Below are 22,221 nucleotides of genomic sequence, written 5' to 3' on the forward strand. Positions count from 1 at the left end.
CTGCCATGATCCAGATGCAAACCAATCTGGACGTAGCCGACAATTCTGGCGCCCGCCGTGTGCAATGCATCAAGGTGCTGGGCGGTGCCAAGCGTCGCTACGCCCACGTCGGCGACATCATTGTCGTCTCCGTGAAAGAAGCCATCCCGCGTGGTCGCGTGAAGAAGGGTGACGTCCGCAAGGCCGTCGTCGTTCGCGTGGCCAAGGATATCAAGCGCAAGGACGGTTCCGTCATTCGCTTCGACTCCAACGCCGCGGTGATCATCAACAATAATAACGAGCCGCTCGGTACGCGTATCTTCGGCCCGGTTCCGCGTGAGCTTCGCTCCAAGAACCACATGAAGATCGTGTCGCTGGCGCCGGAGGTGCTGTAATGGCTGCCAAGATCAAGAAGGGCGACAAGGTCGTCATTCTCGCCGGCCGTGACAAGGGCAAGACCGGCGAGGTCATGAAAGTGGTTCCGGCCGAGGACAAGGTCTTCGTGGCGGGCGTGAACGTGGTCAAGCGCCACACCCGCCCGACCCAGACCGACCAGGGCGGCATCAAGGAAAAGGAAGCCGCGATCCACGTCTCGAACGTGGCGCTGGCCGACCCGAAAACCGGCGAACCGACCCGTGTCGGCTTCAAGACGCTTGATGACGGCCGCAAGGTCCGTGTCGCCAAAGCATCCGGTGAGGTCATCGATGTCTGAGGTTGACACCTACACCCCGCGTCTTCGTGCGAAGTACCGTGACGAGATCAAGGCGCGCATGAAGGAAAAGTTCGGCTACGCGAACGACATGCAGATCCCGCGTCTGGACAAGATCGTGATCAATATGGGCGTTGGCGAAGCGGCCCAGGACTCCAAGAAAATCAAGGGTGCCCTTGAGGATCTGGAAGCCATTTCCGGCCAGAAGCCGGTCAAGACGGTTGCCAAGAAGTCCATCGCGGGCTTCAAGCTCCGCGAGGAGCAGGTGATCGGCGCGAAGGTGACCCTGCGCCAGGACCGTATGTACGAGTTCCTGGACCGCCTGATCACCATCGCCCTGCCGCGTGTGCGTGACTTCCGCGGGCTCAACGGAAAGAGCTTCGACGGTCGTGGCAATTACGCGATGGGTCTGAAGGAACATATCGTGTTCCCGGAAATCGACTACGACAAGGTCGAGAAAATCCGGGGTATGGATATCGTTGTCTGCACTACCGCAGGCAATGATGAGGAAGCGAAGGCCCTGCTGGCCGAGTTCGATTTTCCGTTTACGAACTAACGCAGCAGGAGAGCAGAGCCGCTCGGGCTCTGCACGCAGGAGGACTTAAATGGCGAAATCTTCCGCAGTTGAACGCAATCGCAAGCGGGAACGCATGTCGCAGCGCTATGCTGCCAAGCGGGCCGCACTGAAGGCGATCGCGCGCAATCAGGAACTGCCGGTTGAGGAGCGTTTCGCTGCTCAGCTGAAACTGGCCGGGCTGCCCCGCAATTCGGCTCCGTCGCGCATCCGCAACCGGTGTGAAATCACCGGCCGCCCGCGCGCATTCTATCGCAAGCTGCGCATGTCGCGTATCGCGCTGCGTGAACTGGCCAGCCAGGGGATGATCCCCGGCATGGTCAAGTCGAGCTGGTAAGAGGGGGCCCGACATGTCTGTGAACGATCCTCTCGGCGATATGCTGACCCGCATCCGCAACGCGCTGATGCGCAACAAGCGGAACGTGAACACGCCGGCTTCGGCCCTGCGCCGCCGCGTGCTTGATGTGCTGAAGAGCGAAGGCTACATCCGCGATTACGCGGAAGTGGAGCACGCCAACGGCCAGAAAGAGTTCGAAATCGAACTCAAGTATTTCGAAGGTGACTCGGTGATCCGCGAGATCAAGCGTATCTCCAAGCCGGGCCGCCGTGTGTATTCCGGTGTCAAGGACCTGCCGCTCGTCCAGAACGGCCTCGGCATCGCAATCCTGTCCACGCCCAAGGGCGTGATGTCGGATGCGACCGCTCGCGAGGCCAATGTGGGCGGCGAGATCCTCTGTCACGTGAGCTAAGGGAGCGAGCCAATGTCACGTATCGGTAAACTCCCCGTCGCCATTCCTTCCGGCGTCACCGCGACGCTTCAGGATGGCAGTCTGACCGTGAAGGGACCCAAGGGCGAACTGTCCATGACCTTCGTCGAGGACGTTACCGTCAGCCAGGGCGAAGATGGCATCACCATCAAGCCGGCCGACGAGTCCAAGAAGGCGCGTGCCATGTGGGGCATGCAGCGGGCACTGGTCGCCAATCTGGTCAAGGGCGTCGCTGACGGCTTCGAGAAGGATCTCGAACTGGTCGGCGTCGGTTACCGCGCCCAGATGCAGGGGTCTTCGCTGAAGCTGTCGCTGGGCCTGTCCCACGACGTCATCTATGACGCGCCCCAGGGGGTTACGCTGGCCTGTCCGAAGCCGACCGAGGTGAAGATCTCGGGCGCGGACAAGCAGAAGGTCGGTCAGGTCGCTGCGGAAATCCGTCGCTTCCGTCCGCCGGAACCCTACAAGGGCAAGGGCATCAAGTATGTCGGCGAATACATTCGCCGCAAAGAAGGCAAGAAGAAGTAGGGCGTGCGATGAAGACTCAACGCGAAAAATCGGTCCGGCGCGCCCAGCGCAACCGCACCCGCCTGCGCAAGTTCGCCAATGGGCGTCCGCGTCTGTCGGTGCACCGGTCCGCGAAAAACATCTATGCCCAGATCATCGACGATGTGGCGGGCAAGACCCTCGTTTCCGCTTCTTCCCTGGAAGAGGTTGCCCTGAAGGAGCATTCCAAGGGCTGGGACACGAAGGCCGCGGAAATCGTGGGCAAGCTGATTGCCGAGCGCGCGGTGAAGGAAGGCGTCAAGGACGTCGTCTTCGACCGTGGCGGTTACATCTATCACGGGCGTGTCAAAGCGCTCGCAGAGGCGGCCCGCGAGGGCGGCCTGAACTTCTAAGGGAGCGGACGTATGGCTCATCAGAACGAGCAGCAGCGTGACCGCGGTGATCGCGGCGATCGCGGCGGCCGTGGCCGCGGCCGCGGACGCGACCGCGAACAGGAACGTGACGACGAGCTCGTAGACAAGCTCGTCCACATCAACCGCGTTGCCAAGACCGTGAAGGGCGGCCGGAACTTCCAGTTCGCCGCGCTCGTGGTCGTCGGCGACGCCAAGGGCCGTGTCGGCTTCGGTCAGGGCAAGGCGCGCGAAGTGCCGGAAGCCATCCGCAAGGCGACCGACGAGGCCAAGAAGACGATGATCCGCGTGCCGCTTCGCGAGGGCCGCACCCTGCATCACGACACCAAGGGCCGTCACGGCGCTGGCAAGGTGATCCTGCGGGCTGCTCCTCCGGGTACCGGTGTTATCGCCGGCGGTCCGATGCGCGCCGTACTGGAATCCCTCGGAGTCCAGGACGTCGTTGCCAAGTCGGTCGGCACCTCGAACCCGTACAACATGATCCGCGCCACCATGGATGCGCTGCGGTCGCAGTCGAGCCCGCGCTCGGTTGCTGCCAAGCGTGGCCTGAAGGTTGGTGATCTGGTGAACCGCCGCGATGACGGTGCGTCTTCGCCGGAAGCGATCGAAGCGTAAGGACTGCGAACCATGGCCAAGAAAACGCTCCGTGTTCGCCAGACGGGCAGCCCCACGCGCCGCCCTCAGGATCAGCGTGCAACGCTGACCGGTCTCGGCCTCGGCAAGATCGGTCGCGTTCGCGAACTGGAAGACACCCCGGCTGTCCGCGGCATGATCGCCAAGGTCAGCCATATGGTGGAAATCGTCGAGGAGTAGGTCCCTAAAGGGGAAACCGCTCCATCGAATGGAGAACGACATGCGTCTCAATCAACTGCGCGACAATGACGGCGCCGCCAAGCTGCGCACCCGCGTCGGCCGTGGTATCGGCTCCGGCAAGGGCAAGACCGGCGGTCGCGGTGTCAAAGGCCAGAAGTCCCGTTCGGGCGTGGCCATCAAGGGCTTTGAAGGCGGTCAGATGCCGCTTCACATGCGTCTGCCGAAGCGGGGCTTCAACAAGCCGAACCGCAAGAGCTGGGCGGAAGTGAACGTCGGCCGTATCGAGAAGGCCATCGCTGAAGGCAAGATCGACGCGAAAAAGCCGATCAATGCCGAAGTCCTGATTGCGGCTGGCCTGGTCCGCCGTGAACTGGATGGCATTCGCCTCCTTGCGAAAGGTGAGCTCAAGTCCAAACTTGACGTCACCGTTGCCGGTGCCTCCAAGGCGGCCATCGAGGCTGTCGAGAAGGCGGGCGGCAAGGTGACCGTCGCCGTGGCCAAGGCCGCGGAATAGGACCCACGCTGACCTTTCGGGGACGAGTTTATGGCTTCAGCTGCCGAACAGCTTGCTGCGAACATGAATTTCAGCTCCTTCGCCAAGGCGAAGGAGCTGCAACAACGTATTCTGTTTACGATCGGGATCCTGATCGTCTACCGGATCGGTACGTTCGTGCCGATCCCGGGGATCGATCCGGTCCAGTATGCGCGTGTGTTTGAACAGTTCCAGGGCGGAATCCTGAACATGTTCAACACGCTCGGCGGCGGTGCCGTCGAACGCATGGCGATCTTCGCGCTGAACGTGATGCCGTATATCTCGGCCTCGATCATCATGCAGCTCATGTCCGCCACCATTCCGAGCCTTGAAAAGCTCAAGAAGGAAGGGGGCGAGCAGGGGCGCCAGCAGATCAACCAGTACACGCGTTATCTGACGGTGCTGCTGGCGGCCGGGCAGGCCTTTGCGATCGCGATCGGCATGAATACGCCGAACGCCGACGGCCTGACCATGGCCATCAATCCGGGACCCTTCTTCATCGCCTCGACGGTGATCACCCTCGTCGGCGGCACCATGCTGCTGCTGTGGCTGGGTGAGCAGATCACGTCGCGCGGCGTGGGCAATGGCGTCTCGCTGATCATTTTCGCCGGTATCATCTCGGCCGTGCCGGGTCTGCTCGGCGGTGCGCTGAGCCAGGCGGCTTCGGGCGCCCTGGCGGCGCCGGTCTTCTTCGGCGGCATTCTCCTGGTGCTGGCCGGCCTGGTTCTGGTGGTCTTCATCGAGCGCTCGCAACGCCGGCTCCTGGTGCAGTACCCCAAGCGCCAGCAGGGCAATCGCATGGTGGGCGGTGATACCTCCTTCCTGCCGCTCAAACTGAACACTGCCGGCGTGATCCCGCCGATCTTCGCCTCGTCGCTGCTCTTCCTGCCGGCCACGGCCGCCAGCTTCCAGCAGCAGTCGGGACCGGAATGGCTGCAGACCGTGGTCGCCTATCTGGGCCAGGGCTCGCCGCTCTTCCTGACGATGTATGCGGCGATGATCGTGTTCTTCTGCTTCTTCTACACATCCGTCGTCTTCAATCCGGAAGATACTGCGGACAATCTGCGCAAGTATGGCGGCTTCCTGCCGGGCATCCGTCCGGGCAAGCGGACCGCGGAATACATCGATTTCGTGCTGTCCCGCCTGACCCTGATCGGCGCGATCTACCTGGTCGTCATCTGCATGGTGCCCATGCTGATGGGCGGCGGCGCGGCGATTGCCCTGGGCGGTACGTCCATCCTCATCGTCGTATCGGTGACGATGGACACGATTTCCCAGATCCAGTCCCATCTGCTGGCGCACCAGTATGAAGGTCTGATCAAGAAGTCGAAACTGCGGGGGCGCAAACGATGAACATCATCCTGTTCGGACCGCCGGGTTGCGGCAAGGGCACGCAAGCCAAGAAACTCGTTTCCGATCGCGGCTGGGTCCAGCTGTCGACCGGTGACATGCTGCGTGCGGCGATTGCGTCCGGTTCCGAACTCGGCAATCGGGTGAAGGCCATCGTCGATGGCGGGAACCTGGTTCCCGACGCGATCGTTATCGAACTGATTGAAGAGCGCCTGCCGGAGGCCGAATCGGCCGGCGGGGCAATTTTCGACGGGTTTCCGCGCACGGTTGCGCAGGCTGAAGCCCTGGATGCGGCGCTCGAGAAGCGCGGCACGCAGGTCGATGCGGTTGTCCGCCTTATGGTGGATGAACAGGAACTTGTCGCACGTATGGAAAAGCGTGCGGCCGAAGAAGGACGTGCCGACGACAATATCGACGCGTTCAAGGTGCGCCTGAAAGCCTATCAGGATCAGACCGCGCCTCTGCTTCCCTTCTACGCCGCTCAAGGCAAGCTGAAGGAAGTCGAGGGCATGGGGTCGATGGAAGACGTCGCGGCGAGAATTGCCGCGGCACTGGACACGAAGTGACACACACACCTGTTGCAACCCCATTGACGGGGCGGCAACGCTGACTGTAGATAGCGCCCTTCGCGAAACGGGCGAGCTCATGCGGCGACCGAAAGGTTGCCCATTGGTTCGTCCGCGAATGGCGTTCTGACTTGGGAGATGGAAAGTGGCCCGTATTGCCGGCGTCAATATTCCGACGAATAAGCGCGTTGAAATCGCGCTTCGCTATATCCACGGCATTGGCCCGGCCAAGGCGAAGGAGATCTGCGAGCAGGTTTCCATCGCTCCGGAGCGCCGCGTTGCCGACCTGAATGACGCAGAAATCCTGCAAATCCGTGAAGTGATCGATCGTGATCACCTCGTGGAGGGGGATCTGCGCCGTGAAGTCGCGGTCAACATCAAGCGCCTGATGGACCTGGGCAACTATCGTGGCCTGCGCCACCGTCGCGGCCTTCCGGTCCGCGGCCAGCGCACTCACACCAATGCGCGCACGCGCAAAGGTCCCGCCAAGCCGATCGCCGGCAAGAAGAAGTAGGGCCCTGAGACATGGCTAAGGAACCGAGCCGCATCAAGCGGCGCGAGCGTAAGAACATCACGTCGGGCGTCGCCCACGTGAATGCCAGCTTCAACAATACCATGGTGACCATCACCGACGCCCAGGGCAATGCGATTTCCTGGTCGTCCGCCGGTCACATGGGCTTCAAGGGTTCGCGCAAGTCGACCCCGTATGCGGCCCAGATGGCCGCTGAAGACGCTGGCAAGAAGGCAATCGAGCACGGCATGAAGACCATCGAAGTGAAGGTCTCGGGCCCGGGTTCGGGGCGCGAAAGCGCGCTGCGTGCGTTGCAATCGGTGGGTTTCACCATCACCACCATCCAGGACGTCACGCCGATCCCGCACAACGGCTGCCGTCCGCCGAAGCGCCGCCGCGTCTAATCCGCGGCGCGCATTTCGCCTGTTGAACGCGCCGCCGGCCAGGGGCCGGGCGGCTGATGAAGGGGCAGTAGGAACGTGATCGAGAAGAACTGGCAGGAACTTATCCGCCCGATGAAGCCGGAAATCGAGCCGGGGCATGACCCGGAGCGTCAGGCGAAGATCGTCGCGGAACCGCTGGAGCGCGGCTTCGGCATGACGCTCGGCAATGCGCTTCGCCGCGTGCTGCTGTCCTCCCTGCAGGGCGCAGCCGTGACGAATGTCCACATTGACGGCGTGGTGCACGAGTTCTCGTCGATCGACGGTGTGCGTGAAGACGTCACCGACATCGTCCTGAACATCAAGCAGATCGCCCTGCGCATGCATGGCGAAGGCCCCAAGCGGGTTGTCCTGAAGAAGTCCGGTCCGGGCATTGTCACTGCCGGTGACATCGAAGAGACCGCCGACGTCGAGATCGTGAACAAGGACCTCGTCCTGTGCACGCTCGACGAGGGTGCGGAAATCCGCATGGAGTTCACGGTCAACACGGGCAAGGGCTATGTGCCGTCCGAGCGGAATCGTCCGGAAGACGCCCCGATCGGCCTGATCGGCGTCGACTCGCTGTTCAGCCCGGTCAAGCGCGTGTCCTACAAGGTCGAGAACACCCGTGAGGGCCAGGTTCTGGACTATGACAAGCTGACGCTCGAGATCGAGACCGACGGAACCGTCACGCCGGAGGACAGCGTTGCCTTCGCAGCGCGCATCCTGCAGGACCAGTTCCAGATCTTCATCAATTTCGAGGAAGCTGTCGAGGCGCGTCCGGCCGAGGACGACAAGCCCGAGCTCGACTTCAACCCGGCGCTGCTGCGCAAGGTCGACGAGCTGGAACTGTCGGTGCGTTCGGCGAACTGCTTGAAGAACGACAACATCGTCTACATCGGCGACCTGATCCAGAAGTCCGAGGCGGAAATGCTCCGCACCCCGAACTTCGGCCGCAAGTCGCTTAACGAGATCAAGGAAGTTCTCGCCCAGATGGGTCTGCACCTGGGTATGGAAGCGCCGAACTGGCCGCCGGAGAACATCGAGGATCTGGCCAAACGTTTTGAGGATCACGTCTAGGCGGCTGCCGGGAGGCACCCGAACCGGACCTGAGGAGATATAGCCATGCGTCACGGCATCGCACATCGCAAACTGAACCGCACGCACTCGCACCGCAAGGCGATGCTGGCCAATATGGCCGCCTCGCTGATCGAGCACGAGCAAATCGTCACCACCCTGCCGAAGGCGAAGGAGCTGGCTCCGTTCATGGACAAGCTCATCTCGCTGGCCAAGCGCGGTGATATCCACGGTCGTCGTCTGGCCATGTCCCGTGTCCGCAATGAGGACCAGGTCAAGAAGCTGTTCGACACGCTGGGCGGCCGCTATGCCGAGCGCAATGGCGGTTACACCCGCGTGCTGAAGGCCGGCTTCCGTCATGGCGACAATGCGCCGATGGCCGTGATCGAACTCGTCGATCGCGACCCGGCCGCCAAGGGCGCCGTGGACCGCGCGCGCCTGGAAGCAGAAGAAGGCATGACTGAGGAGTAAGATCCCGGTCATTGCACGTTCAGAAGAAGGCGGCTTTGCTCATGCAATGCCGCCTTTTTTCTTGTCTCAGCTGTGCCCAAGTGGAAGCCATGATCAGACAGTTTCTCATCGCCTTACTCTTCGCCTGCTCTCCTGCCCTGGCGCAGGACATTCCCTTCGCCGACAGTTCGGAGCGGGTGGTTCCGGAAAGCCGTAGCGAACTGCAGCTGTCGTTTGCGCCGATCGTGCGTGAAGCGACGCCGGCCGTCGTGAATGTCTATTCGCGGCGCGTGGTCCAGAGCCCGTTCGCGTCAGATCCGGTGTTGTCGCGTTTTTTCCGCAGCCAGCCGCGCGAGCAGAACTCCCTTGGTTCGGGCGTGATCGTGGATGCGTCCGGTGTGATCGTCACCAACAATCACGTTGTGGCCAACGCCACCGAGCTGCGGATCGTCCTCGCCGACCGGCGGGAGTTCGAGGCCGAGGTCCTGCTGACGGATGAAGCCACCGATCTGGCCGTCCTGCGCGTCGAGACCGACGAGCCGCTTCCGGTCCTGCCCTTCGACATGGCCGGCGATATCGAGGTCGGCGATCTCGTGCTGGCGATCGGCAACCCCTTCGGTGTCGGCCAGACCGTGACATCCGGCATCGTGTCGGCCCTGGCGCGGACCGAGGTCGGCGGCAGCGATTTCGGCTCCTTCATCCAGACCGATGCGGCGATCAATCCGGGCAATTCCGGTGGCGCTCTGGTCGACATGGATGGCGAGCTGGTGGGCGTGAACACCATGATCTTTTCCCGCTCCGGCGGGTCGAACGGGATCGGCTTTGCCATCCCGGTCGAGATGGTTCGCCGTGTGGTCGATACCGCGCTGGGCGAGGGCGAACTGGTTCGCCCCTGGCTTGGCGCCCGCCTGCAACCGGTGGATGGCGACCTGTCCCGGGCGCTGGGCCTGAGCCGGCCGCGCGGCGCGCTGGTCAACGAGGTCTATCCCGGCGCAGCGGCCGACGAGGCCGGGCTGCGCCGCGGTGATATCGTGATGGCTGTCGACGGTCGCGAGATCAATGACGAGGCGGGCGCCCGTTTCCGGCTGGCCACAAGGGCCGCTGGCGAGGCGGCCAGCTTCACCGTCCTGCGTGATGGCGACGAGCTGTCGCTTGAGGTGCCTGTCGAACCGGCACCGGGCGAGACCGAGCCTGCACCGTTCGATGCGACCGGCCGCAACCCGCTGTCGGGGGCACAGCTGGTCGAGATGTCGCCGGCCTTCAATGAACGCGTCGGACTCGATCCCTTTCTCGAGGGGGTGGTGATTTACCGGGTCGCCGGGCGGTCTGTCGCGGCAAATGTCTTCCGGGCCGGTGACCGGGTGATCGAGCTGATGGGTGAGCCGGTTCGCGACATCGACGATCTCGCCGAGATCCTGCAGAGCCGGGACGGAGAGCGGATCTGGCCGATCGTGGTCGAGCGGCGCGGCCGCCGGTACGAGACCGCGCTGCGGCTTTACTAGCGCTCGTCGCTCTGCGGCTTCAGCGTGACCAGGCTCCAGACGTGGCCGAACGGGTCGCGCAGCTTGCCATGGCGGCCGAAGAACTCGTCGCGGCAGGAACGGATAGCTGTGGCACCCGCTGCCACAGCCCGTTCGAACCAGGCATCCGCATCGTCGACATTCAGATTGATGGTTGATGTGGTGCGGTTGGCCAGCGTCTTCGGCGAGACATTCCCGATCTGCTCGTCCGGATCGGGAAACTCGTCGGCCAGCATCAATATACCGCCATTGATGCGCACGGTGGCATGGCCCAGCTTGCCGCCGAAATCATATCGTTCGACCGTCTCGGCCCCGAAGGCACGGGTGTAGAAGTCCAGCGCCGCAGCGCCGTCATGGACGCTGAGATAGGGCACGAGTCTCATTTCGGGACTGACGGCTTGCTCCGGCCTGTCGCTCATCCTGTCTCTCCCCGCTCATCGCTGGAATGCTTCAAGGCATGCGACCTCCGGTTTCGTATTGATTTACACTGGCGTCAAGACGCGTCACTCTCTAGCTCCGTATGGTCATAAAAACGGAGGGATCGACCAATGAAACATGTTCGCGTGGCGTCTGTTGTCGCATCGGTCTGGTGTGCATCGATGCTGTCAGGTTGCATCACCTCGCCGGAGGAGCAGGAAGCGCTTCGCCAGGCGGAGCTTGAGGAACAACTGCACTTGCAGGCCATGATCGAGGCCGGTCAATGTCGGGAGCGCCCCATGACCGGCATGCGGACCCGCACGGTCTATGAGTGTGGTGAGGAAAACGCGGAAATGCTCGACGCCGCACGCGAGTCGATGCGGCGGATCAACCGCCAGGGTGGCATCTGCAGCAGCGGCGCCGCATGTAGCCCCGACTGACAAGGATGTGAGCACTGCAGATCGGTTCGTGGCATTCTTGTGGCATGACCGATCTGTTCCAATCTGCCGGCCTTGAAGAGAGCGCGCCGCGGCCGCTGGCCGACCGGCTGCGCCCCAAGACCCTTGATGAAGTCGTCGGCCAGGATCACCTGCTGACAGGTACCGGGCCGATTGCCCGGATGCGGGCGCAGGGCCGTCTGGCCTCGCTGATCCTGTGGGGACCGCCCGGCGTCGGCAAGACGACGATCGCGCGTCTGCTGGCCGAGGACAGCGATCTGGAGTTCGAGCCGCTCTCGGCGGTCTTCTCCGGTGTAGCCGATCTCAAGAAGGCCTTCGAGCGGGCCCGGGCCCGACGCGCCGCCGGGCGGGGAACGCTGCTCTTCGTTGACGAGATCCACCGCTTCAACCGGGCCCAGCAGGACGGTTTCCTCCCGGTCGTGGAGGAGGGGACGGTCACGCTCGTCGGGGCGACAACCGAGAATCCCTCCTTCGAGCTCAATGCGGCCCTGTTGTCGCGCTGCCAGGTCCTGATTCTCAAACGCCTGGACGATGCGGGCCTCGACCAGTTGATCGCGCGCGCCGAGGTCGAGATGGGCCGCGCCTTGCCGCTCGACGACGGCGCACGCACAGCCCTTCGCTCGATGGCGGACGGTGATGGCCGCTACCTGCTCAACCTCGTCGAGGAGGCCTTCACCTTCGATCCCGACACACCGGTCGACGCGGCGGCACTGGCCCAGCTTCTCAACAGACGGGCGACGGCCTACGACAAGGATCGCGAGGAGCACTACAATCTCATCTCCGCGCTTCACAAATCGGTGCGCGGCTCCGATCCCGATGCCGCACTCTACTGGTTTGCACGCATGCTGGAAGGCGGCGAGGATCCGCTTTTCCTGGCGCGGCGTCTGGTGCGCATGGCGTCCGAAGAGATCGCCATTGCCGACCCGACAGCTTTGATGATCGCGAATGAGGCCGCGCGCACCTATGAGCGCCTGGGGTCGCCGGAAGGCGAGCTGGCGCTGGCGCATGCCGTCGTCCATCTGGCAACGGCGCCCAAGTCCAATGCTGTCTACGTCGCCTACAAGCGGGCCCGGCGTCTGGCGAAGGAGACGGGCTCTCTCATGCCGCCCGCCCACATTCTCAACGCCCCGACCAGGCTCATGGAGCAGCAGGGATACGGCAAGGGCTATGAGTATGACCACGATGTCGAGGGCGGCGTGTCCGGCCAGGATTACTTCCCGGCCGAAATGCACGACCGCCCGGTGCTTTATGAACCCAAGGACCGCGGCCGGGAGGCGTCCATTCGCGAACGGCTCGACCGCTGGCGCGCGCTGCGCAATGAGCGTCGCAAGGGCTAGCCGGGCGAGCCCGGCGCCGCGTCTTCCATCTCGCAGGCCGCGCCCTCTGCAGCATCCCGGTCGAGGGGCGGCAGGCCGATGGCCTCGCGCCGGTCGGTGAGGGTGTCCGGCTCGGCGATCTCGTGCAGGGTGACGGTGCCGTCGGCGCAGTAGGATTGCGTGCCGTAGGGCTGGGCCCGGTCTCCGGCGAGCGCGTGGCGGTCGGCCATGGCGGCAAAGGCGGCAGCGTCATATCCGCCTTCCAGGACGACGGGTTCCAGTGCGGCGACGATGCGGCCGAGATTGGCATCGTCGCGTTCGGCCATGCGCAGAAGCTCGCGGGCCGGGCGGGGCTGCAGGGTGTGGAAGTCTGCGAAACTCTGCGGATCAAGCTGCGCGGCCGCCCAGGCGGTGTTCTCTGCCTGCAGGGCGCCGATCCGCGTCAGTCCGGCCTGCATGATCGGGCCGCGTGCGCCATCATCGAGGTCGGTGCGGGCAATGACCGGATAGACCAGATCGGCAGCAAAGCGCTCCCGTGCCGTGCGCGATGCCAGCTCGCCGATCACGCTGCCCCACTCATCCCAGCGGCTTTCGGTCAGCGCGATGAGTGTGGCGGCATCGGTTGGTTCGGCGGGAGTTTCCGCCGCCTCCGGTGCGGGCTCGCCATCGGGCGTCGTGTCCTGCAGCAGTACGAGGGCGGCAAGGGCGATCAGATGCATCAGGCGACTCCGGCTTTTGCTGCCGGCAGTCTATGCCCTGGCAGCCCTGTGCCAAGGGCCCAAAACAAAAGCGGGCGCTGCTGGAGCAGCACCCGCTTTCGTTGGGTCGGGCGATCCCGGGCCGCCGGCGTGTGAGGGGAGCCGGCTGGCGGATCGAAGCCTGATGGGGGCGGGATTAGGCGAGGGCGCTGGAAAGCGCGATCGTCATGGCCCCAAACACACCGGCCACGAACAGGATGTTGATCACCGTCGAGAGGGTCGAAGAAACGCGGGTCATCAGCAAAAGTCCTTTGGTCTTGGCGAGCCGGCCGTCCCGGTTCGCGTGTTGGTAAATAAGGACTTAGCCAAGTTTCACAATGGACGTTTCACCAGAGTAGCTATGCAAAAATGCAAAATTAAATGGATTTCATATGTTAATGTGGGTCGTTTTGTCGCATTCCGAAATGTCCGGGGCGACCCGTCCTGCTGCCGTGCTTGCCAATCCGGCGGGGCCGTCCTATCGAGCGGCGTATGAACCATCTCCTTCTCATCGCAGCGGGCGGCGCGGGCGGTGCCGTGTCCCGGCATCTTGTCGGCCAGGCCGCGCTGCGCTGGCTGGGACCGCAAATGCCGCTGGGCCTGCCCTGGGGGACGCTGGCCGTGAATGTCGTCGGCGGTCTGGCGATGGGCCTCCTGGTGGGCTGGCTTGCCCTGGCGGGGCGGGGTGAGGCCGACCAGTATATCAGACTGGCGGGGGCTGTGGGATTTCTCGGGGGCTTCACCACCTTCTCGGCCTACTCCCTCGAGCTCGCCACGATGGTCGAACGCAAGGCCTATGCACTGGCGTTCGGCTATGCAGCGGGATCGGTTGTGCTGGCCCTCGGCGCGGTGTTCGCCGGGCTGATCATCATGCGCAAGGTACTGACATGAGTGGCGTTCAAACCCTGAAGGTCGAGCCGTCCGAGGATGGCTCCCGCGTCGATCGCTGGTTCAAGCGGCGCTTTCCGCACGTCCCCGCGACGATGGTGCAGAAGCTCTGCCGCAAGGGGCAGATCCGTGTCGATGGCGGCCGTGTAAAGGGGGATAGCCGTGTTTCTGCGGGCCAGGAAGTGCGGGTTCCGCCGCTGCCCGAACCGGGCGAGAAACCGGCCCGGCCGACGCTGTCGGCCGAAGATACCGCCTTCGTGAAATCCCTCGTCATCTACGAGGACGACGAGCTGATCGCCTTCAACAAGCCCGCAGGCCTGGCCGTGCAGGGCGGGTCGAAGACCCAGCGGCATCTCGACGGCCTGCTGGACGCTTTCGGTACGGGCCTGGAACGGCCGCGCCTGGTGCACCGTCTGGACAAGGATACATCCGGCGTCCTGATCGTCGGCAAGGGCCCCAGGGCCACGGCGAGACTGGCGAAGGCCTTCCAGTCGCATCGCACGAAAAAGACATACTGGGCGATTGCCCTGGGCGTTCCCAAGCCCAAACAGGGCGAGATCAAGGGCTTCATGAAGAAGGCCGGCGGTGCCGGCGGCGATGCGGAGCGCGAGACCATGGTGGCCGCCTCGCATGGCGACCCGGGGGCAAGCCATGCCCTGACCCGCTATACCGTCGTCGCCGAAGCCGGCCAGAAGGCGAGCTGGGTCGCGCTGCGTCCTGTCACAGGCCGCACCCACCAGCTGCGGGTCCATCTTGCCGCGATGGGGCATGCCATTCTGGGCGACCGCAAATACACTTGCGACCGTCCGGCCCCGGAAGATCTCGACCGGCGTCTCTGCCTGCATGCCAGACGGCTGGAGATTCCGCGCGACAAGGGCGCACCGCTGGTGCTCACGGCGGACCTGCCCAAGCCGACCCAGAAAATCTTCGACACACTCGGCTTCTTCGCCAACGAGATCGACGAGACACGCGTTGAGGATGAGCTGGCGTAGCGGCGGATCCGGCAGGCGGCTGACCGTCAGCCGCCGGCTTTCGCAGCCTGCTTGGCCTTGAAGGCTTCCAGCTTTTCCGGGCTCGTTTCGGTCTGGTACTGCGCTTTCCAGTCGTCGGGATCCATGCCGTAGACCCGGGCCCGGGCGTCGGTCCTGGACAGATCGATGCCGCGCTCGGCTGCGGCTTCGCGCCACCAGTCGCCCAGACAGTTTCGGCAGAAGTCGGCGAGCAGCATGAGGTCGATATTCTGCACCTCCTTGTGATCGTCCAGATGCGCCAGGAGCCGGCGGAAGGCGGCGGCATCCAGTTCGGTGCGCTGGGCGTCGGTGAGGTCGTCAGGATGGGTCATGGGCGTTCGTCCTCGCGGGTTTGTGCATAGCTAGCATGAGCGGCCCCCGGCTTGCCAAGCCGGCGAACGCCGCCTAACGAGCCCGTGAAGCCGTTGCGGGAGTGCCCATGCCGTCCGATCTGAAACTCGCCATCTGGGATATTGACGGGACCATCGTCGACAGCCGCCAGGTGATCCAGCGGGCGATGGCGCGGGCTTTCGAGCGCGCCGGCCTGCCGCCGATCGAGTATGACCGCACGCGCACGATCGTCGGGCTGGAGCTGACAGAGGCGATCATGCGCCTGGCGCCGCCGGACTATCCGGCCGAGCGCATCCCGCATCTGGCGACGTATTACAAGGAAGCCTTCGTCGAGCAGCGCGCCGAAACCGGCTTCCAGGAAAAGCTCTACGAAGGCGCCCGCGAGACGATCGAGCGTCTTGCCGGTGAGGGCTGGCTTCTGGGCGTGGCGACAGGCAAGGCCCGGCGGGGCCTCGATATCGTCTTCGGCCATCATGATCTGCACCGCTATTTCGACACTTTCCAGACCGTCGATGGCGGGGCCGGCAAGCCGCATCCGCGCATGGTGCTGGACGCGATGAAGGAGACGGGCACCGATCCGCACCAGGCGGTGATGATCGGCGATACCTCCTTCGACATGGAAATGGGCCGCAATGCCGGGGTCCACACTCTGGGTGTCAGCTGGGGCTTTCACACCGAGGACGAGATCCGCGGCGGCGGCGCCCATGATGTGCACCACGACTTCGACGCGCTGAACCGGGCGCTGGACGTGTTCGGGCGCGGCGTGGAAGAGAGCGCGGCATGAGCGACAAATATGAAACCAAGCCCGGCGTACGTCTGCCCAGGCCGGAAGATGCCCGTCCCAAACGCTTTTACGAACAGGTCGGTGTCGAGCGCGGCGAGGCCGGCTGGTCGGTCCTGCTGGACGGGCGCGGTGTGCGTACACCGGCCAGGAAGGTGCTGGCCGTACCGACCGAGGCGCTGGCCGAAGGCGTTGCTGCCGAATGGTCGGCCCAGGGCGAGCGGATCGACGCGCCGTCCATGCCGATGACCCGGCTGTGCTTCGTGGCGCTGGACCGGATGGCGCTGGCGCACGCGGAAACCGTGGCGGAAGTCACCAGATACGCCTCCACCGATCTGGTTTGTTTCCGGGCGCCCGAACCGCAGGAACTCGTCGCGGCACAGGCTGCGGCCTGGGATCCGATGCTGGCCTGGGCCGAGCGGGCGCTTGGCGCGCATTTCGTCGCCGCGACCGGTATCCTGCCCGTCGACCAGGACCCCGTTGCGCTGCAGCGCGTGATGGCGATTGCCGGCGAACAGGATGCGTGGCGCCTGACCGCCCTGGCACATGCCACGGCGGTGACCGGTTCGGCCATTCTCGGTCTGGCGCTGCTGCACGGCGAGATCGATGGCGGCCAGGCCTTCGCGCTGTCCAGTGTCGACGAAGCCTGGCAGGCCGGACGATGGGGCGAGGACGCAGAGGCGGCCCAGCGGCTGGCGCTGCTGAAGGCCGAGCTGGTCGCGGTGGACGCCATGCTGCGCGCATTGGACGCGGACGGCCCGGCTTGAAGCCTGCCGCCGCTCCTATAGTGTGGCGGCGGAATTACCGGAGTTGGGTATCATGGCCGACATGACGATTGCGGAGCCGGACATGGCCGGGAAGACGGGGCCGGGTGGCCTGCTGAATTTCGATGCGCTGCGCTCCGCCAGGATGCGCAACACGCCGTATAACTATTTCGTCGCCGAGGGCGCGCTGAGCGCTGGCGAGGCGGCTGATGTGCGCCGCGATTATCCCGCCATCAACAAGCCGGGCTATCTGCCGCTGTCCAGGCTGGAAGCGAGCGGCGAGTTCAAGCGGTTGATGGACGATCTCAACTCGCCGGAACTGGCCCAGGTCCTGACCGACAAGTTCGGCGTCGACTTCACCGAAAAGCCGCGCATGATCACCGTGCGCCGGCTCTCCCAGCTGTCCGACGGTCCGATCCACAATGACTCCAAGTCGAAGATCCTGACCATGCTGACCTATCTCAATGCCGAGTGGGACGGTACGGGCGCCGGCTGTATCCGCGTGCTCAACGGGCCGAAGGATTTCGAGGACTTCACCGAGGAAGTGCCGCCGCTGGCCGGCTATGTCTTCGCCTTCCTGCGCGACGATCATTCCTGGCACGGCCATCTGCCCTTCGAGGGCGAGCGCTATGTCGTCCAGACCACTTTCCTGACCTCCCAGGAAGAGCTGGACCGCAAGGAAAAGCGCGGCGGGCTGCAATATTTCCTGAAGAAGCTGAACCCGTTCCAGTAGGCGGGACCCGACGCTGCCATGCCGTCACACGTTTTCGGGTGAGGGCGGGGCGCGGCCCTGGCCGTCTAGAGCGCGTGCATCGCGGCCCACTTGTCGAGCCGCCGGATCGCCCGGCCCGGCCAGCTGGCAAAGCGTCCGAGCGGCAGGCTGCGGGCGAATCTGTCGAGATTGACCCCGGCGGCAATCAGGCTCGTCGTCAGCGAGGGCTGGCGGATCTGGCCTGTGACGACCCCGAAGCCGGCATTCGACAGCCGGCGTTTGAAGTCATATTCGCCCGGGCCGAGATGGATGGCGGTGATGCCGTCACCCGCGAGCGATCGTGCCATGTCGAGGAAGAGGGTCAGGCCGGGGCCCAGTTTGGCGTGGTCCGGCCAGAAGACCGGGAACCAGTAGTGCAGCACGGTTTGCGACCGCATGCCGAAATGGGCGGCGGCCAGCTGTCCGTCGATCTCCAGTGTCGACAGCAGGCCGCGAAGCGCCGGATCGGTCCGCTCGAACAGCGTGTCGATCACATTCAGCGTCCACGGTACCGAAAACACGTCGAGCGCGTGGGTACGGCGATACTGGTCACGTTTGGCGTCGATCAGCGCCTGCAGCGCTTCAGGCCGGCGGTCGTCGATCCGGATGACGACGTCGGCATCCAGCTCGTCAAGCTTGCGCTGGCGGGCGCGGATATTGCGCATGGCCTTGGCGTCGGCTGCTGTGCAATCGGCAATGAAGGCATCATAGCCGCGCGACAGGTCGGAGACCCAGGATATCTCCGGCGGACCGTCGCAATGCTTCAGGAAACTGGTCTGGTCGGCGAGCGCGCCATTATAGGCAAAGACACCGAAGCCGGCCTTTTTCAGCAGCGGGTCGAGATCGATGTCGGGCGTGTCGGTGACCAGCCCGTGATGATCGCCCAGCGGCCCGCCGACCGGACGTGCAACGCCGGAGCGGGACAATTGCAGCGGCAGGAAGGCCGCGGGCGATCCGTTTCGGGACACGATGAGGGCGCGGGTATCGTTGCGCGCAGCGGCCATTACCTCGGCGAATTCCAGCGCGAAATAGGGAGAGGCGAGGGCGAAGTTGCTGGAACGCATGGCGTTCCACGCCGCGCGCTGCCTTGCCGTCAACGCATCGATCCTGACGATGTCCGCACTGTAAAGCGGGCTCATGTCCGTCTTCCATTCCTTGCCGCTGCCACGCCCTGCAATTCCCGCGCCTGAGCAGCGGCTTGATTGCTCTGTGCCGGACGGGTCTGCTATCGAACGCAGGAGGCCGCCATTCCTGTCGAAAGAAATCATGGCCTGACGAAATCTTGGGGAAGGGACGAGGGTCCATGAAAGACGTGATCGAACAGCTTGATGCCAAACGCTCCGCAGCCCGCATGGGGGGCGGCGAGACGCGGATCGAGGCGCAGCACGCCAAGGGCAAGCTGACGGCGCGCGAGCGGATCGAGCTCCTGCTGGACGCCGGTTCCTTCGAGGAATGGGACATGTTCGTCGAGCACCGCTGTGTCGATTTCGGCATGGCGGACAAGAAGATCCCCGGCGATGGCGTGGTTACGGGCCATGGCACGATCAATGGCCGTCTGGTCTATGTCTTCTCCAAGGACTTCACCGTGTTCGGCGGCTCCCTGTCGGAGACCCACGCCCAGAAGATCGTCAAGGTCCAGAAGGCCGCCATCCAGAACGGCGCCCCCGTCATCGGCATTTTCGACGCCGGTGGTGCGCGCATCCAAGAAGGCGTGGCCTCGCTGGCCGGTTATGCGGATATCTTCCTGCAGAATACGCTGGCTTCGGGCGTGGTGCCGCAGATCTCCATGATCATGGGGCCGTGCGCCGGCGGCGATGTCTATTCGCCCGCCATCACCGACTTCATCTTCATGGTGAAGGACACCTCCTACATGTATGTCACCGGCCCGGACGTGGTGAAGACGGTGACCAACGAGACCGTCACTCACGAGGAACTGGGCGGGGCCTCGGTGCATGCGAAGAAATCCGGTGTCGCCGACGGTGCGTTCGAGAACGATCTCGAGGCCATTGTGCAGATCCGCCGCCTGGTGGACTTCCTGCCGCTGTCCAATCGCGAGACCCCGCCCAAACGCCCCAGCTATGACGATCCGGACCGGATCGAGAAGAGCCTGGACACGCTCGTCCCCTCCAATCCGAACAAGCCCTATGACATCAAGGAGCTGATCGAGAAGGTGGCCGATGAGGGCGATTTCTTCGAGATCGCGCCGGATTATGGTTCCAACATCGTCACCGGCTTCGGCCGGCTGGACGGGCAGCCCGTCGGCTTCGTGGCCAACCAGCCGATGAGCCTGGCCGGGGTGCTGGACATCGACGCCTCCCGCAAGGCGGGTCGTTTCGTGCGCTTCTGCGACGCGTTCAACATCCCGGTCGTCACCTTTGTGGATGTGCCGGGCTTTCTGCCGGGCACCAAGCAGGAATATGGCGGCCTCATCAAGCACGGCGCCAAGCTTCTCTTCGCCTATGCCGAGGCCACCGTGCCCAAGCTCACCGTGATCACCCGCAAGGCCTATGGCGGCGCCTATGACGTGATGAGCTCGAAACATCTGCGCGGCGATGTGAATTATGCCTGGCCGACCGCCGAGATCGCCGTGATGGGCGCAAAGGGCGCCGCGGAAATCATCCACCGCAAGGATCTCTCCGACGAAGAGAAAATGGCCGCCCATGCCGCCGAATACGAAGACCGCTTCGCCAACCCCTTCGTCGCCGCCGGCCGCGGCTATATCGACGACGTCATCATGCCCCACGGCACCCGCAAACGGCTGATCTCGGCGCTCAGGACGCTCCGCAACAAGAAGGCGGAAAACCCCTGGAAAAAGCACGACAATATTCCGCTTTAGGGGGCGCGCTCTTCCGCTCCCTCCACTTCCCCCGGCCCCGGAATAAATCCGGGGAAAGCGGAAGTGTTCATTTCAACCTCTTCCATTTTTCCCGGATGAAAGCCTGCGCAGGCAGGCTGCAGATCCGGGATCTACCTTTCTGCGTGAAGCGTGAGCCGCGTCCAGTCGGTCCCGGACAGCGCTGTGCGCTTCCGGGAAAAATCGTGTGTGTTTGCAGATGAGGAAACACCAAACCCTCCACGAGCTTGCGCTCTGGAGCGATGAGAGGGGTGCGGGATGCACGGCGGACATCGTGTCCGGATTTGAAGGTTTGGTGGTGATGCCCGAGGCATCCCGCACGCGGAGATTTACCCGGGTCCCTTGCGGGCCCCGTCTCGAAACCTGCAGGCACGCTCCGGTCGAGCTTTGTGCCGGTGTCCCCGCAGATGGCCACGCCGGAGCCTGATGCTGTCACCCACCAGGCGCGGACGAGCTCCGCACGCTCCCGGGCACAAGGGACTGAGCTCATGCCTCCCATCCCGGAAACCGCTGACGATGGTAAGGGCAAATGAGCGGGCGGGGATAAGTTTCCGGCCCCGGCCCCACAAACCGTCATCCTGACGAAAGTCAGGACCCAGATCGTAAAGGGAGATTTTCGCCAGGCGGGCTCAGATCGAATGTCGGCGATGTGAGGGATAAGTGCGAGATCGCGGCCACCGCGCTCTATGAACTGGGCCCTGACTTTCGTCAGGGTGACGGTGCTTGTTGGAGCGTTGGTGCCTTCTCTTCCAACGCTCTCACTTTTCCCGGACGGAGGCCTGCGCAGGCAGGCTGCAGATCCGGGACCGACCGAAGATCATTTCAAGCGATGAGTTTCCCGTAGATCCCGGCGCTGCGCCCGGCCTGCGCCGGGCTTTCAGCCGGGAAAAGCGGAGGGGTGTTTAGGGGGTGGTGGCTCCAGCACCCCCTCTCCCCGACCGGGGAGAGGAATCAAAGGTGAGGGGCGGCCGCGGAGCGGCCTGCTCAAGACTCTTTGCGGCGCTGACGCGCACCCCTCATCCGCCCTGCAGGCACCTTCTCCCCGGATGGGGAGAAGGGGGAGAGATGAGCTTCCCGTAGCCCCCGGACCTGCGCCCGCGAAAGCAGGTGGCCGGGGAAAAACGGAGGGTGACGGGGAGGAAGTGCGAAGCGTCGCCGTTTGGACCTGACTTTCGCGTGGGGGATGATGGCTGTATCAAGGCTCGATCCAGGAAGCGGGGGCAGGGATGATTGCGGCATTGGCGGTTTCCGGCGTGATGATCGTGCTGGTCCTGGCCATTCATATGGTCGGGCTGGGCGCGCTTCTGGTGATGATCCGCTGGCGCGGCGACGGTGCGAGCGAGCCGGGGCACCGGCTGGTTCAGGCCGGGCTGATCCTGGCCGTGGTGCTGGGTGTGCTGGGACTGCACGGGATCGAGATCTGGCTGTTTGCAGGCCTCTATTTGCTGCTGGGCGAGATCGGCACGCTGGAGGAGGCGCTGTATTTTTCGGCCTCCACCTTTTCCACGCTGGGCTATGGCGATGTGGTGTTGTCGGCCGGCTGGCGCCTGGTGGCAGCGATGGAGGGGATTACCGGCTTCCTGCTGATCGGCTGGTCGACGGCCTTCCTGGTGTCCGTGGTCGGGCGGCTGCGCGCGCTGGAGGCGGACTGGTTCGCCGATCCCGGCCGCGAACGGGCCGACTAGTCTCAGTGCAGCGCTTGCCGCGCGG

Annotated in this window: 30 protein-coding genes; 26 read left to right on the forward strand and 4 right to left on the reverse strand. The window is 64.1% G+C overall.

The window, feature by feature from the left end:
- The first annotated feature begins 5 nt into the window (after positions 1-5).
- The 17 genes from rplN (at position 6) to PKE71_RS02290 (ending at position 10,166) form a co-directional block, all read left to right on the forward strand.
- Entirely contained in the window at positions 6-374 is a 369-nt protein-coding gene (rplN, locus tag PKE71_RS02210) for a 50S ribosomal protein L14 (RefSeq protein WP_271185316.1), read from the forward strand.
- Complete coding sequence (gene rplX, locus PKE71_RS02215; RefSeq protein ID WP_271185317.1) at positions 374-691, forward strand: 50S ribosomal protein L24; 318 nt, start codon at positions 374-376, stop codon at positions 689-691. Before rplN ends, rplX begins: the two co-directional genes overlap by 1 nt.
- A complete protein-coding gene (rplE, locus tag PKE71_RS02220) occupies positions 684-1,244 on the forward strand; it encodes a 50S ribosomal protein L5 (RefSeq protein ID WP_271185318.1) in 561 nt (186 codons plus the stop codon). Before rplX ends, rplE begins: the two co-directional genes overlap by 8 nt.
- A gap of 49 nt (positions 1,245-1,293) precedes the next feature.
- Positions 1,294-1,599 (forward strand): 30S ribosomal protein S14, encoded by a 306-nt coding sequence (gene rpsN, locus PKE71_RS02225; RefSeq protein WP_271185319.1) that lies wholly within the window; start codon positions 1,294-1,296, stop codon positions 1,597-1,599.
- Between the two features lie 13 nt (positions 1,600-1,612).
- Positions 1,613-2,011, forward strand: a complete 399-nt coding sequence (gene rpsH / locus PKE71_RS02230; protein ID WP_271185320.1) for a 30S ribosomal protein S8 — start codon at positions 1,613-1,615, stop codon at positions 2,009-2,011.
- A 12-nt stretch (positions 2,012-2,023) separates the two neighbouring features.
- Complete coding sequence (rplF, locus tag PKE71_RS02235) at positions 2,024-2,557, forward strand: 50S ribosomal protein L6 (RefSeq protein ID WP_271185321.1); 534 nt, start codon at positions 2,024-2,026, stop codon at positions 2,555-2,557.
- 8 nt (positions 2,558-2,565) lie between these two features.
- Complete coding sequence (gene rplR, locus PKE71_RS02240; protein ID WP_271185322.1) at positions 2,566-2,928, forward strand: 50S ribosomal protein L18; 363 nt, start codon at positions 2,566-2,568, stop codon at positions 2,926-2,928.
- Between the two features lie 12 nt (positions 2,929-2,940).
- Entirely contained in the window at positions 2,941-3,561 is a 621-nt protein-coding gene (gene rpsE, locus PKE71_RS02245; RefSeq protein WP_271185323.1) for a 30S ribosomal protein S5, read from the forward strand.
- 12 nt (positions 3,562-3,573) lie between these two features.
- Complete coding sequence (gene rpmD, locus PKE71_RS02250) at positions 3,574-3,759, forward strand: 50S ribosomal protein L30 (RefSeq protein WP_271185324.1); 186 nt, start codon at positions 3,574-3,576, stop codon at positions 3,757-3,759.
- Positions 3,760-3,799: 40 nt separating this feature from the next.
- Positions 3,800-4,273 carry a 50S ribosomal protein L15 gene (rplO, locus tag PKE71_RS02255; RefSeq protein ID WP_271185325.1) on the forward strand — a complete coding sequence of 158 codons (474 nt, stop codon included), beginning with the start codon at positions 3,800-3,802 and terminating at the stop codon, positions 4,271-4,273.
- Between the two features lie 30 nt (positions 4,274-4,303).
- On the forward strand, positions 4,304-5,644 hold the full coding sequence (gene secY, locus PKE71_RS02260; RefSeq protein ID WP_348507880.1) for a preprotein translocase subunit SecY: 1,341 nt from the start codon (positions 4,304-4,306) through the stop codon (positions 5,642-5,644).
- Positions 5,641-6,207 (forward strand): adenylate kinase, encoded by a 567-nt coding sequence (locus PKE71_RS02265; RefSeq protein ID WP_271185326.1) that lies wholly within the window; start codon positions 5,641-5,643, stop codon positions 6,205-6,207. The genes secY and PKE71_RS02265 overlap by 4 nt, the downstream gene beginning before the upstream one ends.
- A gap of 145 nt (positions 6,208-6,352) precedes the next feature.
- Positions 6,353-6,721, forward strand: a complete 369-nt coding sequence (gene rpsM, locus PKE71_RS02270) for a 30S ribosomal protein S13 (protein ID WP_271185327.1) — start codon at positions 6,353-6,355, stop codon at positions 6,719-6,721.
- An 11-nt stretch (positions 6,722-6,732) separates the two neighbouring features.
- Positions 6,733-7,122: a 30S ribosomal protein S11 gene (rpsK, locus tag PKE71_RS02275; RefSeq protein WP_271185328.1), complete on the forward strand. Its 390-nt coding sequence runs from the start codon at positions 6,733-6,735 to the stop codon at positions 7,120-7,122.
- Positions 7,123-7,197: 75 nt separating this feature from the next.
- On the forward strand, positions 7,198-8,217 hold the full coding sequence (locus PKE71_RS02280; RefSeq protein ID WP_271185329.1) for a DNA-directed RNA polymerase subunit alpha: 1,020 nt from the start codon (positions 7,198-7,200) through the stop codon (positions 8,215-8,217).
- A 45-nt stretch (positions 8,218-8,262) separates the two neighbouring features.
- A complete protein-coding gene (gene rplQ / locus PKE71_RS02285; protein WP_271185330.1) occupies positions 8,263-8,685 on the forward strand; it encodes a 50S ribosomal protein L17 in 423 nt (140 codons plus the stop codon).
- An 89-nt stretch (positions 8,686-8,774) separates the two neighbouring features.
- Positions 8,775-10,166 carry a Do family serine endopeptidase gene (locus tag PKE71_RS02290; RefSeq protein ID WP_271185331.1) on the forward strand — a complete coding sequence of 464 codons (1,392 nt, stop codon included), beginning with the start codon at positions 8,775-8,777 and terminating at the stop codon, positions 10,164-10,166.
- Here the strand turns inward: PKE71_RS02290 and PKE71_RS02295 are convergent.
- Positions 10,163-10,603: a VOC family protein gene (locus PKE71_RS02295; protein ID WP_271185332.1), complete on the reverse strand. Its 441-nt coding sequence runs from the start codon at positions 10,601-10,603 to the stop codon at positions 10,163-10,165. The genes PKE71_RS02290 and PKE71_RS02295 overlap by 4 nt on opposite strands.
- A 129-nt stretch (positions 10,604-10,732) precedes the next feature.
- Here PKE71_RS02295 and PKE71_RS02300 point away from each other — a divergent pair, with 129 nt between their 5' ends.
- Together PKE71_RS02300 and PKE71_RS02305 are read left to right on the forward strand one after the other, a co-directional pair.
- Positions 10,733-11,041: a hypothetical protein gene (locus tag PKE71_RS02300; protein WP_271185333.1), complete on the forward strand. Its 309-nt coding sequence runs from the start codon at positions 10,733-10,735 to the stop codon at positions 11,039-11,041.
- 44 nt (positions 11,042-11,085) lie between these two features.
- Positions 11,086-12,396: a replication-associated recombination protein A gene (locus PKE71_RS02305; RefSeq protein WP_271185334.1), complete on the forward strand. Its 1,311-nt coding sequence runs from the start codon at positions 11,086-11,088 to the stop codon at positions 12,394-12,396.
- Here PKE71_RS02305 and PKE71_RS02310 read toward each other — a convergent pair.
- The gene (locus tag PKE71_RS02310; RefSeq protein ID WP_271185335.1) at positions 12,393-13,094 is read right to left on the reverse strand and encodes a hypothetical protein; all 702 of its coding nucleotides are present in this window, start codon (positions 13,092-13,094) and stop codon (positions 12,393-12,395) included. The genes PKE71_RS02305 and PKE71_RS02310 overlap by 4 nt on opposite strands.
- 510 nt (positions 13,095-13,604) lie before the next feature.
- Here PKE71_RS02310 and crcB point away from each other — a divergent pair.
- Positions 13,605-14,003 (forward strand): fluoride efflux transporter CrcB, encoded by a 399-nt coding sequence (gene crcB / locus PKE71_RS02315; protein ID WP_271185336.1) that lies wholly within the window; start codon positions 13,605-13,607, stop codon positions 14,001-14,003.
- Positions 14,000-14,992 carry an RluA family pseudouridine synthase gene (locus PKE71_RS02320; protein WP_271185337.1) on the forward strand — a complete coding sequence of 331 codons (993 nt, stop codon included), beginning with the start codon at positions 14,000-14,002 and terminating at the stop codon, positions 14,990-14,992. Before crcB ends, PKE71_RS02320 begins: the two co-directional genes overlap by 4 nt.
- A gap of 26 nt (positions 14,993-15,018) precedes the next feature.
- Here the strand turns inward: PKE71_RS02320 and PKE71_RS02325 are convergent, their stop codons facing one another.
- Positions 15,019-15,342 (reverse strand): DUF1244 domain-containing protein, encoded by a 324-nt coding sequence (locus tag PKE71_RS02325; protein ID WP_271185338.1) that lies wholly within the window; start codon positions 15,340-15,342, stop codon positions 15,019-15,021.
- A 107-nt stretch (positions 15,343-15,449) separates the two neighbouring features.
- Between PKE71_RS02325 and PKE71_RS02330 the strand changes: the two genes are divergently transcribed.
- Genes PKE71_RS02330 through PKE71_RS02340 form a run of 3 tightly spaced genes read left to right on the forward strand, consistent with a single transcriptional unit; the run spans position 15,450 to position 17,639 of the window.
- The gene (locus tag PKE71_RS02330) at positions 15,450-16,145 is read left to right on the forward strand and encodes an HAD-IA family hydrolase (protein ID WP_271185339.1); all 696 of its coding nucleotides are present in this window, start codon (positions 15,450-15,452) and stop codon (positions 16,143-16,145) included.
- Positions 16,142-16,909, forward strand: coding sequence for an ATP12 family chaperone protein (locus PKE71_RS02335; RefSeq protein ID WP_271185340.1), 768 nt, complete (start codon positions 16,142-16,144; stop codon positions 16,907-16,909). The genes PKE71_RS02330 and PKE71_RS02335 overlap by 4 nt, the downstream gene beginning before the upstream one ends.
- Positions 16,910-16,961: 52 nt before the next feature.
- A complete protein-coding gene (locus PKE71_RS02340; protein WP_271185341.1) occupies positions 16,962-17,639 on the forward strand; it encodes a 2OG-Fe(II) oxygenase in 678 nt (225 codons plus the stop codon).
- A 65-nt stretch (positions 17,640-17,704) separates the two neighbouring features.
- Here PKE71_RS02340 and PKE71_RS02345 read toward each other — a convergent pair whose 3' ends face one another.
- Entirely contained in the window at positions 17,705-18,796 is a 1,092-nt protein-coding gene (locus tag PKE71_RS02345) for a GNAT family N-acetyltransferase (RefSeq protein ID WP_271185342.1), read from the reverse strand.
- Positions 18,797-18,960: 164 nt separating this feature from the next.
- On the opposite strand from PKE71_RS02345, the gene PKE71_RS02350 reads away from it, so the two are divergent.
- Both PKE71_RS02350 and PKE71_RS02355 read left to right on the forward strand, forming a co-directional pair.
- A complete protein-coding gene (locus PKE71_RS02350) occupies positions 18,961-20,493 on the forward strand; it encodes an acyl-CoA carboxylase subunit beta (RefSeq protein WP_271185343.1) in 1,533 nt (510 codons plus the stop codon).
- A 1,244-nt stretch (positions 20,494-21,737) separates the two neighbouring features.
- Positions 21,738-22,196, forward strand: a complete 459-nt coding sequence (locus tag PKE71_RS02355) for a potassium channel family protein (RefSeq protein WP_271185344.1) — start codon at positions 21,738-21,740, stop codon at positions 22,194-22,196.
- Positions 22,197-22,221 lie beyond the last annotated feature (25 nt).

Origin of the sequence: Maricaulis virginensis (assembly GCF_027922185.1) — a bacterium.
Classification (GTDB): Bacteria; Pseudomonadota; Alphaproteobacteria; order Caulobacterales; family Maricaulaceae; genus Maricaulis; species Maricaulis virginensis.